The sequence below is a fragment of the Geobacter sulfurreducens PCA genome (assembly GCF_000007985.2).
Classification (GTDB): domain Bacteria; phylum Desulfobacterota; class Desulfuromonadia; order Geobacterales; family Geobacteraceae; genus Geobacter; species Geobacter sulfurreducens.
Genome location: NC_002939.5, coordinates 3,540,059 through 3,555,764, shown reverse-complemented (window position 1 = coordinate 3,555,764; position 15,706 = coordinate 3,540,059). Strand labels below are relative to the sequence as shown.

General features: G+C 61.5%; 11 protein-coding genes. 7 read left to right on the top strand and 4 right to left on the bottom strand.

Going from position 1 to position 15,706, the window contains the following annotated elements; translation table 11 throughout:
* The first annotated feature begins 75 nt into the window (after positions 1-75).
* From GS_RS16230 to rpmA, 5 genes are all read left to right on the top strand, one after another.
* Positions 76-2,571 carry a TIGR03960 family B12-binding radical SAM protein gene (locus GS_RS16230; RefSeq protein ID WP_010943854.1) on the top strand — a complete coding sequence of 832 codons (2,496 nt, stop codon included), beginning with the start codon at positions 76-78 and terminating at the stop codon, positions 2,569-2,571.
* Between the two features lie 28 nt (positions 2,572-2,599).
* A complete protein-coding gene (gene rng, locus GS_RS16225; protein ID WP_010943853.1) occupies positions 2,600-4,102 on the top strand; it encodes a ribonuclease G in 1,503 nt (500 codons plus the stop codon).
* A 23-nt stretch (positions 4,103-4,125) separates the two neighbouring features.
* Positions 4,126-4,425, top strand: a complete 300-nt coding sequence (locus GS_RS16220; RefSeq protein ID WP_010943852.1) for a Rieske (2Fe-2S) protein — start codon at positions 4,126-4,128, stop codon at positions 4,423-4,425.
* 103 nt (positions 4,426-4,528) lie between these two features.
* Positions 4,529-4,837, top strand: coding sequence for a 50S ribosomal protein L21 (rplU, locus tag GS_RS16215; protein ID WP_010943851.1), 309 nt, complete (start codon positions 4,529-4,531; stop codon positions 4,835-4,837).
* A gap of 80 nt (positions 4,838-4,917) precedes the next feature.
* Positions 4,918-5,175, top strand: a complete 258-nt coding sequence (rpmA, locus tag GS_RS16210; RefSeq protein WP_010943850.1) for a 50S ribosomal protein L27 — start codon at positions 4,918-4,920, stop codon at positions 5,173-5,175.
* Positions 5,176-5,450: 275 nt separating this feature from the next.
* Here rpmA and GS_RS16205 read toward each other — a convergent pair whose 3' ends face one another.
* Both GS_RS16205 and GS_RS16200 read right to left on the bottom strand, forming a co-directional pair.
* The gene (locus tag GS_RS16205) at positions 5,451-8,642 is read right to left on the bottom strand and encodes a PKD domain-containing protein (RefSeq protein WP_010943849.1); all 3,192 of its coding nucleotides are present in this window, start codon (positions 8,640-8,642) and stop codon (positions 5,451-5,453) included.
* A 30-nt stretch (positions 8,643-8,672) separates the two neighbouring features.
* Positions 8,673-9,038, bottom strand: a complete 366-nt coding sequence (locus GS_RS16200) for a cytochrome c (protein WP_010943848.1) — start codon at positions 9,036-9,038, stop codon at positions 8,673-8,675.
* Positions 9,039-9,622: 584 nt separating this feature from the next.
* On the opposite strand from GS_RS16200, the gene GS_RS16195 reads away from it, so the two are divergent.
* Together GS_RS16195 and GS_RS16190 are read left to right on the top strand one after the other, a co-directional pair.
* Positions 9,623-11,104, top strand: coding sequence for a PAS domain-containing sensor histidine kinase (locus GS_RS16195; protein ID WP_010943847.1), 1,482 nt, complete (start codon positions 9,623-9,625; stop codon positions 11,102-11,104).
* On the top strand, positions 11,094-11,783 hold the full coding sequence (locus tag GS_RS16190; RefSeq protein WP_010943846.1) for a response regulator: 690 nt from the start codon (positions 11,094-11,096) through the stop codon (positions 11,781-11,783). The genes GS_RS16195 and GS_RS16190 overlap by 11 nt, the downstream gene beginning before the upstream one ends.
* A 153-nt stretch (positions 11,784-11,936) precedes the next feature.
* On the opposite strand, the gene GS_RS16185 is transcribed toward GS_RS16190, so the two are convergent.
* Positions 11,937-14,912: a PKD domain-containing protein gene (locus GS_RS16185; RefSeq protein ID WP_010943845.1), complete on the bottom strand. Its 2,976-nt coding sequence runs from the start codon at positions 14,910-14,912 to the stop codon at positions 11,937-11,939.
* A gap of 18 nt (positions 14,913-14,930) precedes the next feature.
* Positions 14,931-15,344 (bottom strand): cytochrome c, encoded by a 414-nt coding sequence (locus tag GS_RS16180; protein WP_010943844.1) that lies wholly within the window; start codon positions 15,342-15,344, stop codon positions 14,931-14,933.
* Positions 15,345-15,706: the final 362 nt, after the last annotated feature.

Genomic DNA, 15,706 nt, shown 5'->3' with positions numbered 1-15,706 from the left:
ACGGCAGTTGGTTGTGTACTACAGTAATTCATTTACGAATCGGCGAACTTATCCGCAATTCCGGAGATAATCAGAGTGTTAGATAACAGGTTACTTGCCGTCGAGAAGCCGGCACGCTACATGGGGGGAGAGGTGGGCACACGCTGTGCCGTAACGCCGGAACTCCGCTTTGTTCTTGCCTTTCCCGACGTCTACGAGGTCGGCATGAGCCACCTGGGGCTTCAGATTCTCTACGGCGTGCTCAACACCCTCGACGGTGTTGCCGCCGAGCGGGCCTATGCCCCCTGGCCCGACCGTGAGGCTCAACTGCGGGCAGAAGGGATACCGCTGGCCACTCTGGAGAGCGGCACCTCCCTGGATCGTGCCGATATCGTTGGCTTTACTCTCCAGTATGAGCTTTCGTACACAAATATTCTCAATATGCTGGATCTGGCCGGCATCCCCCTGCTCGCGTCAGAGCGGGACGAGCGCCATCCGCTCATAATCGGTGGCGGACCGTGCGCCTGCAACCCGGAGCCCTTGGCGGACTTTTTCGATGCATTTCTCCTGGGTGACGGAGAAGAGGCGGTCATCGAAATAGCAGAGGCGTTCCGGGCATGGAAGCGTGCCGGCGGAGCGCGGTCAGGGCTGCTTGAGCGGCTAGCCGGCATAGCCGGCGTGTATGTACCCTCTTTTTTTGCCGTGAGGTACGGGGATAACAACAGGATCGCCGCCGTGGAGCCGTTGCGCCCCGACTACGGCCCGGTGAAGCGCCGCTTTCTGGCCGAGCTGGAGCCGGCTGCCTATCCCACTGCCCCGGTCGTCCCCTTCCTGAAGACAATCCACGACCGGGTCAGTGTCGAGATCAGCCGAGGCTGCACTCGCGGGTGCCGGTTCTGTCAGGCCGGCTACCTGTACCGGCCGGTGAGGGAGCGTTCCCCGGAGAAGATCCTGGCGCTGGTGGAGGAGACCCTTCGGGCCACCGGTTACGACGAGATATCGCTGCTGTCGCTCTCCACCGGGGACTATGGCTGCCTTACGCCGTTATTGACCGAACTTATGGCACGTTACGCCTCGGAGCGGATCGCCGTGTCGCTTCCGTCGATGCGGGTGGGAAGCCTCAACGATGAGCTGGTGGAGGCCATCCGCACCGTTCGCAAGACCGGTTTCACCCTGGCGCCTGAAGCCGGGAGCGAGCGGCTGCGCCGGGTCATCAACAAGGGAATCTCCGAGGAGGATTTGCTGCGCAATGCCTTTGAGGCGTACTCCCACGGCTGGCGCCTGATCAAGCTCTACTTCATGATCGGTCTGCCGGGCGAGACGGAGGAGGATCTGCACGGGATCGTGGAGCTTGCCCGCAAGGTGAAGATGGAGGGGCGGCGGGCCGGTAGCGGAGGCGAGGTGAATGTGTCGGTCTCGACCTTCGTTCCCAAGGCGCACACCCCCTTCCAGTGGGAGCCCCAGATCCCGGTCGGCGAGATCCTGGAGAAACAGGGACTTCTGCGTCGTGAGCTCAGGGCGCGCAAGCTGGTTTTCAAGTGGCACGATGCGCCTCTCTCCTTTATGGAAGGGGTCTTCGCCCGGGGCGACCGGCGGCTTGGGGCCGCCCTTCGCCGGGCGTGGGAACTCGGCTGCCGCTTCGACGGCTGGGGCGACAGGTTCGACGAGGCCGCATGGCGGACCGCCTTCGAGGAAACCGGTATCGACCCGGCCTTCTATCATCGGCGCCGGGAGCCGGATGAGGTTCTTCCCTGGGGTCACCTGGACTTCGGCGTCACAAGGGAGTTTCTTCTTCGCGAACTGGAACTGTCGCGCCAGGGGGCGGCCACGGAGGACTGCCGTACCGGCCGCTGCACCGGCTGCGGTGTCTGTGATTTCAGCCAGGTGCGGCTGCGGCTCGCCGATGACGGCTGGCGGGGTACGACCACCCGGCGGGAAAAGGATGATGCGGAAGATGTCGAAGGGAAGGTAACGCTGCGGCTCCGTTACACCAAGACCGGGGCCATGCGGTTCCTGAGTCACCTGGAGATGATCGGTCTCTTTACCCGGGCGGTGGGGCGGTCGCGAATCCCGATCCGCTTCTCCCGCGGGTTCCATCCTCACCCCAAATTCTCATTTGCCACCGCCCTTTCGGTCGGTGTAGAATCGTGGGCCGAATATCTCGATATGGAGCTTTTCCCCGGCGCCGACCCGACGGACATCGGCACGCGCCTCAATGGGGCTCTCCCCGAGGGGGTACGGATCGTCGAGGCATCCGTGATCCCTCCGGGCAGTCCTTCCCTCTCTGTAATAATGGACAAAGTGCGCTACCGTGTTACGCTTCCTCCGGAGGCGGCCGTCGGCCTGCCTGAACTGGCTGCGGCGTTTCTTGCCCGGGAGAGCGTTCCGCTGCGTCGTGAAAAGAAGGGGCGGGTCCAGGAGTACGACCTGCGCCGGGAGCTGGCCGAACTCACCGTGGAGGGGAACGCCCTGGAGATGGTGACGGGGCGGGGCAAACCGCTGGAGTTCGTATCGGCCATCACCGGGCTTGCGCCGGAAGCCCTGGCTGAGGCCAGGATCGAGAAGCTCCAGGTGCTTTTCAAGGAATCGTGATTCAATTTTTCATACAGGATACCCATCAATGGCCAATGAACTGGTGATCAACACCTCGTCCCACGAGACCCGCATCGCTCTCATCGAGAACGGCACCATTGCCGAGCTCTACATTGAGCGGAGCCGCGAAAAGGGGATCGTCGGCAACATCTACAAGGGGAGGGTCGTACGCGTCCTTCCCGGCATGCAGGCGGCATTTGTCGACATCGGCCTGGAGAAGGCGGCTTTTCTCTACGTGGCCGATGTGTTCGATGCCATGGAGGAGTTCGAGACCTTCATGGAGGTGAACGGCGAGGAGAGCGACAGTGAACGGCAGGTTCTTCACCCGCTCCACCCCATCGAAGAACTCCTTCAGGAAGGGCAGGAAATTCTGGTTCAGGTGTCCAAGGAACCCATCGGCACCAAGGGGGCCCGTATCACCTCTCATGTGTCGCTGCCTGGCCGCCACCTGGTCTACATGCCGACGGTGGACCACGTGGGAGTGTCTCGGCGGATCGAAGATGAGCCGGAGCGCGAGCGGCTTAAGGAAATCGTGGGCAAGGCGAAGCCGGCCGGGGGCGGGTTCATCGTTCGGACCGCCGCCGAGGGCAAGACCGAGGAGGATCTGGTCGCCGACATGAACTACCTGACGAAGCTCTGGGAAGAGGTTGTCAGACGCAACGAAAAGGCTCATGCCCCCTGTCTCATTCATGCCGACCTGGACGTGACCCAGAAGGTCATCCGTGACATCCTCACCGAAAACGTTTCCCGCATCGTGGTCGACTCCCGGCACGAGCACGACAAGATCGTCCAGTTCATCTCCACCTTCATGCCGAAAATGAAGTACTCCATGGAGCTCTACGACGACGAGGAGCCCATCTTTGATCACTTCGGGCTGGAGGTGGAGATCAGCCGGGCACTGGGACGCAAGGTCTGGCTCAAGAGCGGCGGCTATATCATCATCGAGCAGACCGAGGCCCTTACCGCCATCGATGTCAACACCGGCCGGTTCGTGGGCAAACACAACCTGGAGGACACCATCCTCAAGACCAACCTGGAGGCGGTTAAGGAGATCGCCTACCAGCTCAGGCTGCGCAATATCGGCGGGATCATCATCATCGACTTCATCGACATGGAGAAGGAGGTCAACCGGGAGAAGGTCTTTACGGCGCTGGAGGAGGCCATGAAGGCCGACAAGTCCAAGACCAACATCCTGAAGATCTCGGATCTGGGCCTGGTGGAGATGACCCGGAAGCGGGTGCGGGAGTCTATCGGCAGGATGATGTGCGAGCCCTGCCCCTACTGCGAGGGGAGAGGGTACGTGAAGTCCAAGACAACGGTCTGTCACGAGATATTCCGCGAACTGCGCCGGGAGATGCTCGATATTCGCGGCAGCAAGGTAATGCTCACCGTGCATCCCCAGGTGGCCGATCTCCTCTACGACGAGGAGCGGCGAGGGTTGGAGGAGTTGGAGAAGAAGTTCAAGAAGCGGATTACGGTCCGGGCCAAGCCCGGTTTTCATCAGGAGCAGTTCGAGATCGCCATCAGCTGACGGCAGGCTCAAGGGGGACGCGCATGGTATTCGCCGCCAAGGTTTCCGAAATCCCCGATTTCGGGAAAAAAGTTGTCACCGTTAATGGACAGGAGATTCTCCTCGTGAAGGCCAAGGGGCAGGTCTACGCCTGCGAGACCGAGTGCCCGCACCAGGGGGCTCCCCTTTCCGGGGCGCTGGTGAAAGATGCCGAGCACCTCTCCTGCCAGCGCCACGGGTATCGCTTCAATCTGAAAACCGGCGCCTGCAAGGAGTTCCCTGAGTACACCCTCAAGATCTATCCGTCCCAGGTCGTGGGCGAGGATGTCATGGTGGAAATCTGACAGTGGCATCAAAACGGGAGAGGAAAAAAGTCCTTGACTCATTGATGGAATTTGGATATTTTTCTATGCTCTTTCAAAAATTGCGTAAAGGTGGTGAAGGTACATGTACGCGGTAATCAGAACCGGAGGGAAGCAATATAAAGTTTCCGAAGGCGACTTTCTGAAAGTCGAAAAGCTTGAGGGTGCGGTGGGTGACACCGTCGAACTCAAAGACGTCCTCATGGTTGGCGGCGAAACGGTAGCTATCGGAACACCGTTAGTGCCCAGCGCCTCTGTCGTCGGCAGGATCGTCGACCAGGGCAAGGACAAGAAGATCCTGGTCTTCAAGTCGAAGCGGCGCAAAAATTTCCGTAAAATGTACGGGCATCGTCAGCCCCGAACCGTTCTCAAAATCGAGAAGATCAACGCGTAGCAGCGTGACGCGTGACGAAACGGCCCGGCCATCTGCCGGGCTGTGTCCGTCATCCGATCCACGCGGGAGGTCAGAGCACCATGGCACACAAGAAAGGCGTCGGCTCCACACGGAACGGACGCGATTCGGAATCAAAACGACTCGGCTGCAAGAAGTTCGGCGGCGAAACCGTCAAGGCGGGTAACATCATCTACCGCCAGCGCGGCACCCAGATCCATCCCGGCACCAATGTCGGCTGCGGCAAGGACTACACCCTTTTCGCGCTGATCGACGGCGTGGTGAAGTTCGAGCGGCTGGGCCGCGACCGGAAGAAAGTTTCCGTTTATCCCGCCAACTGATTCAGGCTGAAACAGGAACCATCATGAAAAGGCCCGGAGCTGGTGCTCCGGGCCTTTTTGCGTCTGCTCCCCTTTGAATTCATCTCCATTCCTTCCAGAGGCCCCGCGGCTTCGGACAACTTCTTACGCACGCCCGGTTGCCGGGGTCGAACATCCTGCCGTACCCGGCCTTATGCGCAACGGTGGTCGGGGCGTCGTCGAGAATGCGCGCAAAAAAAAGCCCGGGAAGGGGATCCCCGGGCGTATTGCATTGCAGGCACACTGTTCACATCAGGTTAGGGAAACAGCACGGAAATGTTATCGTTCTGCGCCGCCAGGGTGGTGCCGTTGTAGACATAGACCTTGGCGGTGAAGGATTTCTTCGCCGGGTAGCCCCAGAACTTGTGGGAGGGCAGGACGAAGTTTGCGTCGGAGGTTGTGTAGATGTTGGTGTTGCCGTCACCCCAGACGACCTTGACCTTGTTGAAGGTCACGCCGGTGATGGTGAGCGGGATGATGGCGTAGCCGGCGGAGGGGCTGTTGTAGGAGATGCCGGCGGCGGCCACGGCGACGCCCGCGGCCGGAGCCGGAGCGGTGACCTTGACCTTGATCTGGTCGACTTTCTCTTCGTTGGTGCTGAGGTTCTTCACCCGCAGCGTCAGGGTGTAGGTGCCGGTGGCGCTGAAGGCGCGCGTTACGGACTGCCCGGAAAGTGTAACATTGGAATCACTGCAGGTCCAGGCGTAGGAGTACTTGTCCGCTGCGAGCGGGCCGGCTGCAGTAGCTGCCAGGGTTACCGTGCCTTGGGTGACGGTTACTTCGGCCGTGGTCGGGAGGCCGGCGGTGTTGTTGGATCCGACGGTGGCGATGTCTGCCGTGGGAGCTGCCCCGATGCCGGTCAGGTAGGCGACGTAAGCGGCGCGGTTCGGATAGACAGTGCCGTCGGCGGCGGTGAAGGTTCCTTCATCGGGATAGAGGGCCTCGCTACGGCTCAGATCGATGGCCTTCTTGTACTCACCGGCCGGGTTGGGAGTGAAGGTCTTGGTGGCCGGGTTCCAGTCGCCGTGCTCCTCGAACTTGACCTCGCGGGCAGCGCCCGACTTGGTGGCCAGTTCGGCGCCGGTTTCCAGATCCTCTGCCTTGGCAACGATCTGGAGGATTTCTGCGGGGGACTGCATGAAGCTGGCGCCGGCATTGGCCTTGATGGCGGTACCGGTCATGTTGAAGCCGCCGTCGAAGAACCCTTTACCAGCGGCGTGGCAGTCGCCGCAGCTCTTACCAAGGACGAAGTTTGCGGTGCTCCGGACGTTGTGGGTGATCATGTAGGGGCCGCCCAGAAGCAGCAGCTGGGTCCCGCTCCACGATTTGCCGTCAACGGCGGGGGCGATGGTGTTGCGGAAGGCCTTGTAGTTTTCAATCTCCTCGGGCGTCGAGAAGACCGCGTTGCCGCCGTACACACCCACGTAGTTCCAGGCGCCGGTGAAGGTGCCGTCGGGGTTGTAGGCGCTCTGGAAGGCGCCGTTGCCGAAGCCTACCGGCACGGGAGCGAAACCGCTGGGGCCGTAATTGACGCCGGCCTTCATGTCGCGGCTGATCCACGGGTCGTAGTAGGTCAGGTTCGGGGCTGCGGGACGGCCGGTGACGCCGTCGCCGTTGGCATCAACGGAAGGATCGATGTTGTTCCAGAGGACTGCAGTGATGATGTTGATCGGGTAGACCTTGCGGCGCCAGTTGGGGTTGGCGCTGCCGTCGGGCAGGATCTTGTCGCCGTCGCCGATCTTGGCCCAGGTGTAGAGCGGTTTCCACTCGACGCCTTCATTGGTCATGCCGGGCATCGGCTCGTTGAACATGCCGAGCATCCCTTTGGAGGTGTCGAAGCCGAGCATGTTCGGGTAGCGGTTGCCGGAGGTGGAGTCGAGGGCGCGGACAACCATCTGTTTTTTGTAGGTGTGGCAGACGGCGCAGTCAATGATGTCCATGTGGCTGCCGAGGAAGGTTTCTTCGCCAGTGCCGTCGGCCTTCATCCGGACCGCGTTGACCATGGGAGCGGTGAGGTTGAACATGGCGTGGGCCGAGGTCGGGTTGGGAGCGTTGAAGGTATCGATGGCGACGCCGTCGCTGTTCTTGCCGGTCACGTGGCAGTCAGCGCACTTCTTGATGGTGTTGCGGCTGTCGATGCCGAGGGCTGTGCTGGTCTCAACGCCGCTGGCGCTGTCGTAGCCGCGGCCCGGATCGCAGAGGCTCTTGCCGTCTTTGCCGGGGCCGTCAACCTTCAGGGTGTCGGTATCCATGTGGCAGCCGGCGCACTCCATGCCGATGTGAACTTCCTGGTCGCGGTTGTCCCACAGGTCACCCCGCTTGAACCATTCGGCCCGCGGGAAGGGAACGATGCCCTTCTTGAGGGAGTTCTGATCCATGGCAGGAGCCATGCCCATCATAACCGGGTTGCCGCTTTCGTCGAACACGAGCTTCTCGTAGTAGAGCGGGCCGGTGCCGGCTTTGTTGCCGCCGCCGATTTCGCCGATCATCGGGTTGATAACCGTGCCACCGAAGCCGGGCATGCTGTTGTAGATGGTCTGGCCCATGGCCGCCGGGTAGCCGATGGCGGCGATCATGTAGCTGGAGATGTTGGTGACGTTGACCACCGGCGAGATGCCGTAGGGACCCTGGCTGAAGTTCCATGTGAAGCCGAAGGGTGCGTTGAAGTCGAAGGCGGGCATCTCGAGGCCGGTCATGGAGGCCGAGAAGTTGCCCGTGTAGATCATGGGCGCCGACGACAGGAAGTCCTTCATCATGCTCGGCAGGTCGGTGAGCGAGGTGGGCATGTGGCACTTCCGGCAGTTGTCGGCCGGCGGATTGGCTTTAATGCGGCTGAGGGCCGTGGAGTTGAGCGAGACGATGCCGTTCTGGTCCACGTCCACCAGGGAGACGTTGTAGCCCTGGTAGGTGGGGCTCATCTTATTGGTGTCCATGAGTCCCGCGCCCACGGTGGCCGTCACGTTGAGTGCACCGGAGTAGTTCATGACCGAGTGCATCAGGTTGTCATACCCCTCGAAGTGACAGTAGAGGCAGTCCATTTCCTTGACGTTCGGCATCATGAGCTGCCCGTCGCTGATGGGCATGCCCGGCTGGCTCATGGCGGCGCGGCCCCAACCGTTGGGGGCGAGGACCGGCCCGTTGGCGGGATTGTTATCCGCATACTGGGGATAGATCCAGGGGGCCATGGCGACCTTCTCGGTCGGCATGCCGGTCAGGGGATCATAGGTGTCGTTCACGTAAAAGAGGTAGGCGTCGAAGAGGCCGCCCGCATCGGGCTGGCGCTGGGAGTAGCGGACACCATTCCGGTCCTTTTCCACAAAACCGCCGCCGACGTGGCAGCTGCCGCAGTAAACGGCCGAGTCCCACATGGAGAGGTCGACCTGTGCCTTGAATTCGGCTTCAGTGTACTTCTTGTCCTGCACACCCGGGGTTGCCGAGTCTTGATCCATTAAGTTCGCCACCTGGCGAAGCGAGGGGCTTCACCATTTGCCATACATGGCCGTGCCCTGGGTCCAGGGCTTGGCCTTGGTGGCGTCGAAGGCTCCGTTGGCCGTGTCGACCCATTCACTGCGGCCTTGGGCCGAGTGGAAGGCGTGGTCGGAAATGCTGTTGTAGTCGTGACACCCGCCGCAGGTCTGCTTCGGGCTGTAGGGGAAGCCCTTCTTGGTGACCGGGTCAACCATGACCGGCATGACCGGGGCACCGTACTGTGCTGCGACTTCTTCAAACGTTTTCAACTGGATCGGCACCGGGTGGGCACCAAGGGCGATTCCCGCCCCGACCGCCAGACCTGCGGCGGTCATGCTTGCCACAAGGAGCGGTCCTGTTGGTTTCTTGTTCCTCATGTTCCTTTCCTTTCCTTTTCATGGTATGGCCGCCCGAGGCGACCGGCCGTCGGCAGTGGGGGCTGTCGACGCTTGAAAAGAGAGCTTGTCGTGCATTAAGCAACCCTGATACCGACTCGTGCGCCCGGGGTGGGAAAATCGAGAGGAATCGCGCCGTGAAACCGCGGTGCCTGGTGCGGTTTCACGGTTGTTGTTCACAGTAAAAAATGCAACATATTGATATTGCGATGAACGAATGGAGAGGTCACGTCCGTCACGGAAAGGGCTATCGGTTAAATTAATGTAATGGTCCACCTCATATCGTCTAAGGCGAACCCCCCAGTCGGTGTGGGGAGGGAGCCCAGGCGCGCGGAGGGGCATGGGGTAGCGGATGGTTCGCAGGAGGGGAATATCCCCCGCAGTGGGTGAAATAACCCACCCGGTTTCAGGGGCATTGTGTGTAACATATTGATGTGTCGTCATTTGTCTAGGGGGGCAGTAACGGCAGGTAAATTGCTATATATTTGTATATGTCGGTTGATTCGGTGTTATTCGCCGTCACCCCCCGCCCGGGGGATACTCCAAACCTGCGGAGGTATCCGCTCATGCTCGCGCTTCAGGACGACTCCCTTTTTGCCGCCATTGTCGATAATCTCTCCGACGGTATCTATGTCCTCCAGGACGACCGGGTGGTCTATCTGAATGAGCGTTTTGCGCAGCTGTTCGGGCATGGTGATGCAGGGTCCCTTCTCATGAGGGAGCTTGATGACATCCTGCCCCACGGCGAGGGCAAGGAGATCGTCGGCAGAATCCACGCGGAGCTGCTGGCGGGTGAGCCGTCATCGGTTGCCTGGGGCCAGCCCTTTGCCCACATGGACGGTACGCCGGTCTGGCTGGAAATGGAGGCGCGCCGCATCCGCCTGAACGGGCGACCGGCCATCCTCGGCGTCTGTCATGACCGCACTGACTGCAAACTGATCGGCGAAGCCATGCACATCAGTCAGGAGACATTCCGGCTGGTCCTTGACGCCATGCATGACAGCGTGTACGTAGTGGGGCGCGACTACAACGTTATTTACGCCAACCGGGCCATGCGCGCCGGTGCCTACGGCGATGTGAGCTCTGATCCCTGCTACCGCATCTGCCGCGGCTGCAGTGAGCCATGCCCCGACTGCACCCTGGAAGAAGTGCTCTCCTCCGACAAGCCCGTGTGCCGTGAATTCTTTGATGAAAAGCGCAACGCCTGGTATTCGACCATTGAACTTGCGGTCCGGATTCCCGGCATGAGTGCCCCCGCCAAGCTGGGCGTACGGCGGGACATTACAGCCCGCAAGGAGGCGGAACAGCGCAGCCGGATGCTTTCCCAGCGACTCCTGCACGCCCAGGAGAGCGAGCGCAAGCGCCTTTCCCGGGAACTTCACGACGATCTGGGGCAGCTCCTCAATGCGCTGAAGATCGGATTCGATACGCTGGCCGAAGATCTGCGCCAGCCGTCGCACGATGTGCAGGATCGCCTCTGGTATCTGAGCGAATCACTGAATAATTCCATCCACACCATTCGCCGCCTCTGCGCCGGTCTTCATCCCTCGACCCTTGAGCGGCTGGGGCTGGCCGAGACGATCCGGCAGCAGTGCACCCAAGCGGCAACTACCCATTCGCTCGACATCGAGCTCAAGTGCGGGACCATGCTCGGCGTGCGGCTTGAGTCGGATACTGAAATCAACCTGTACCGGATCTTTCAGGAGGCCCTGCACAACGTGGTGAAACACGCTGACGCCACCCGGGTAATGGTACGGCTGGTGGCATCGCATCCCACGGTAAGGCTCCAGATCGAGGATAACGGCGGCGGCTTCTCCATGGAAGACTACGCGGAGCTCTCGGGGCACCACCTGGGACTCATCAGCATGGCGGAGCGGGTGGAATTGCTGGGTGGCACGTTCCAGATCGCGTCCCTCCCCGGTCTCGGAACGGCGGTGACCGTGGAGGTCCCGTTCCGCAAGGCCCCGCCGGGCCGAACCACTGCCGCGAAGGGGCGGCCGAGCCTCCCCTACCCGGTGCGCGGGAGGAAATCACTCTATGTATGCTAAGAAGCGGGTCATGATCGTGGATGACCATCCCTTGTTCCGGGATGGTCTCAAGGGGCTCGTCTCACGCAGCGCCGATTACCAGGCCGTGGGAGAGGCGGGCAGCGGCAGCGAGGCCCTGCGCCAGGTGGAAAAGTGCCGGCCCGACCTGATCACCATGGATATCTCGCTGCCGGACATGAGCGGCATCGACGCGGCGCGGGAGATCCACCGTGTGGCTCCCCACGTGAAAATTCTCATGGTGAGCATGCATCCGCGCTATGAGTTCATCGCCGACGCCTTTAAGGCCGGAGCCAGCGGCTACGTGGTCAAGGAAGCCACCAGTGCCCGGCTGATTCAGGCCATGGACGCCCTGAGCCGCGGCGAGTTCTTTCTGGACGGGCAGGTTTCCCAGGAGGTGGTGCAGAGGATATTCAGCGGGTCGCAGGCTGATGGAGGCGGCTCGGCCGATGAGCGGTACACCCTGCTGACGCCCCGTGAGCAACAGGTGATGCGGATGATCGTGGAGGGCGCTACGTCGAGACAGATCGCCGAGAGCCTTGAACTGACCCTCAAGACGGTGGAGAACCACCGGACCAACCTCATGCGGAAGCTCCAGGTGCACAGTAAGCTGGAGCTTGTCCGCTACGCCGCCCGGCTCGGGCTCATCGACCTGGAGAGCTGGAGGGGCAACGAGCAGTAGGCCGCACCCGGAACCCGCTTCCGGCTTCTTTCTTGTTATGGCGCTGTCCTCTGGGCAGCGCTTTTTTTTGTGTGTGTTGAAGAGATGAGCGGGACCATGAAAAAAACCCGGGGAGGAACCTCCCCGGGCGAATAGCATTACAGGTGAGACGGATTAGGGAAACAGCACAGTAATGTTATCGTTCTGCGCCGCCAGGGTGGTGCCGTTGTAGACATAGACCTTGGCGGTGAAGGATTTCTTCGCCGGGTAGCCCCAGAACTTGTGGGAGGGCAGGACGAAGTTTGCGTCGGAGGTGGTGTAGATGGTGGTGTTGCCGTCACCCCAGACGACCTTGACCTTGTTGAAGGTCACGCCGGTGATGGTGAGCGGGATGATGGCGTAGCCGGCGGAGGGGCTGTTGTAGGAGATGCCGGCGGCGGCCACGGCGACGCCCGCGGCCGGAGCCGGAGCAGTGACCTTGACCTTGATCTGGTCGACTTTCTCTTCGTTGGTGTAGAGGTTCTTCACCCGCAGGGTCAGGTCGTAGGTGCCGAGGCTGTTGAAGGCACGGGTCACTGACTGGCCTTCGCTGGTACCGGCCGCATCGGAGCAGGTCCAGGAATAGGAGTACTTGTCCGCGGGGAGGGCACCGGCTGCGGCTGCGGTAAGGGCTACATTGCCCTGGGTTACGGTGATCTCGGCCGGGTTGCCGGTGGCGTCGGTGGTGCCAACGGTGGCGATGACGGCCGCAGGAGCCGAACCAATGGCATTCAGGTAACCCACGTAGGCGGTGCGACCGGCAAAGGTGCCGGCGGCGCGGACGATCGGGTCGGCCTGGTAGAGGGACCCGGCGAAGCCGAACGGACCGGCGTCACACTGGGCGTTGATGCGGATTTTGTAGCCGGGCTTTGCGGTGATCTTCAGGGCGTCGTTCACCGAGTCGCTGTTGGTGTCGATGGCGACCATGGTGAACTCGAAGCCGCCGGTGAAGGTGGCGCCCAGGTTGGTGATGATGTCGTCGACACTGGCGACCATGTCGCTGGAGATCTGCTTGGTGCGGGAAACAACGGTGGCGCCGTTGTCGGCAGTGGTGTCGATCTTCAGCAGCCAGCCGAGGGTGGAGGTGGCGCCGGCCTTGGCTGCCGCGCCGCCGGGAGCCGCGCAGTAGAAGGGGCTGGTCGCGCCGGAACAGGCGGCCGGACGGGTTGCGCCCATGATGGGAGCGGTCTCGTCATACCATGCCGTGTTGACGGCCTTGAAGGTGGCTTCGTAGAGCATTTCGCTCCGGTCGATGTTCCTGATCGTGGCGTTGGCGTTGACCGCAGTCGTGGAGTAGGGGTTGTCCGCGGTGATGATCTGGACCGGCATGCTGCGGTCGCCCTTCTTGGTCACGACGTTGGGATGGCTGTCGCTGGGGTCTGACAGGCCATTGACCTTGGTGAAGGTCGCCGCCTGGGCCGAGCTGTAGTTGAACTTGCCTTCCATGTTGCCGTTGACCGGATAGGTGCCGTTATAGAACCCGGCGCCGTCGGCGTGGCATTCCTTGCAGCCCTTCGCACCCCATGCCTCGGAGCCCCTGGCGATGTTGTGGCTTGACTTGAAGGGGACCATCAGGAAGGAGAGCTTGGGCAGGAAGACCTTGGCATTGGTCGGATCGTCGATGCCCAGGTAGGCCTTGATGCCGGTGTCGCCGCCGCCCGTGCCGAGGCTGTTGCCCTTCAGGGCGTTGATGCTGGTAGTGATCTCGGCGGGGGTAACGATGCCGTCCTTGGTGAGCGCCTGCAGACCGGCTGCGAGGTTGATGTCGTTCACGTGGGTTTGGAGCAGGGCATCCATCCCGGCGGTCCGGCCGTCATTGTTGACGTCGAGGCCGGCAGCGAGACCGTTAACGTCGCGCCAGAAGAAGGAGGTGAGGAGGTTGGCGGAATAGAGCTTGCCGCCGAGCCAGTGGAGGGCAACGCCGTTTGTCATGTCGCGGGATACCTGGGGCTCGTCGTGCAGCGCCAGGCGGCCTTCTTCATCGGCGCCGGTGCCGTCGACGAAGGCGCCGCCGGTGAAGCCCGACTTCCTGATATGGCAGGCGGAGCAGTCGATCAGTTCGATGTGGCTTACCGAGTTGCCGTCCTTATCAAAGGCGATCTTGTCGGTCAGCCCTTTGATTGCGTGAGCTGAAACCGGGTTGGGCGCATTGTAGGTGTCGTAGGTCGGCGTGCTCGTGGGAGCGTGGCAGTCCACGCACTCTTTGAACTGAGACTTGTCGAGCTTGTTCCACATGGCGTCGAAGGGGGACGCGCCACCCTTGGCCGGGTCGCAGAGACCGAGCGTGGTGCTGCTCACCAGGCCGCTCGTGCCGACCGTGGGACTCGCCGCGTCTTTGCGCTGGTGGCAGCCCATGCAGCCGATGCCGTAGTGGGCTTCAGTGCCTTCGATCCACATGTCGCCGCGCTTCTTCCAGTCGACGTTGTACTGGGACAGGTGGCAAGAGGCGCAGTTGTCGGCCGGCGGGACCGGGCTCAGCTTGGCGGAGAGGTCCACAACCAGATCGCCGCTGGCATTTGTCTTGACCAGGTTAGTGTCGTAGGTTACCTGGACGCCGCTAGCCGCCGAGGTGGCCAGGCCGGAGCCGAGGGCGCGGGAGGCATCGAATTCACCTTTGCGGACGGCTTCCTTCCGCTTCTCCCAGTCATAACCTTCAAAGTGGCAAATGAGGCAATCCATCTCCATGACGCCGGTCTGGGCGTAGTCGTTGATGACCACGTCGCCGCGCCGGGCAGGATCGGGGTTGAAGACGTCGATGAGGGCGTTGAAGGCGGTGAAGAGGCCGCCGAAGACCACATCGCGATAGGAGGTGCGCTTGGCGGGGTCGTAGCTGACGCCGCCGGTGTAGTCGCTGGTCGGAATGGTATTGCTCATGTACTCCATCAGACCGCCGCCGACGTGGCACTCACCGCAGTCGCGCATTTCGCCCGCAAGGGAGTTGTCAACCTTGCTCTTGAATCCGGCAGCCGAGCCGAAGTTGAACGGCTCGAAGGCGCCGTTCAGGTTTTTCGTGCCCGCGAGGTAGTTGGTCCAGCCGAAGAGGTTGTCGATAAACTTGGCATTTGCCGAGTCGTAGGCGGTTCCTGCGCCGTCATTGTACAGTCTCGCCAACTGGCGAGCGGAAGGCGGTCACCATGAGCCCACGTGGCCGGGGCTCTGGACCCAGTTTTTACCCACCGGTCCGGCTCCTTTGCGGAAGGCGTCGGCAGAGTCGGGGTTCCAGGGGTTCCAGCCGCGAATTTCATTGGCACCGAGCTGGGCATGGTAGGAGTGGCGCTCGATGTCGTCATAGCTGAATCTGAGGGTGCCGCCGGCATTGGTGTCGCCATGGCAGCCGGCGGTGCCGAAGCAGGTGTTCTTGATGCTGAAGGCGTTGACGGTGTCGGTTGCCTTGATGGCAGATCCCGCCGCATTCTTCAGGACGATGTCCTTGTGGGCCGCGTTATAGGCAGCCGTTGCCGATCCGCTGGCAAGCCCCACTATCAGTGCGGCTCCCGAGATCAGCACCGGGCCGGCGGCCGGGTGTCTCCGGTTTCTCTTCATATACCTTTCTCCTCGCGTATGGTTGGGTTCGCGCACCCTGCCGCACGGTGGTCCCGTGTCGAGAGGGCGCGTTACGATGCCGGTGGCGGGTGTCAGTGTCCCGAATCCGCCGTGCAAATGGTTCCGGCCAGCACCGGAGCTTCATCGGGCGTCTGGGGGGACGGCCGGGAAGTAGTCCGATAACTGCCGGTCTGGGGAAGAGAGCACATATGAAATTGCACCTATCATGCCTCGGCGAATAAATATGAGCAAAAAAGTGATAAAACCGCGAAACGTCTTGATATATAAAATATTCGTAAATCTTGTGGACTAATGGTGAAGAGCCAATGGACAGGAAAACGGGGGGGAGTGGGGTATATTCA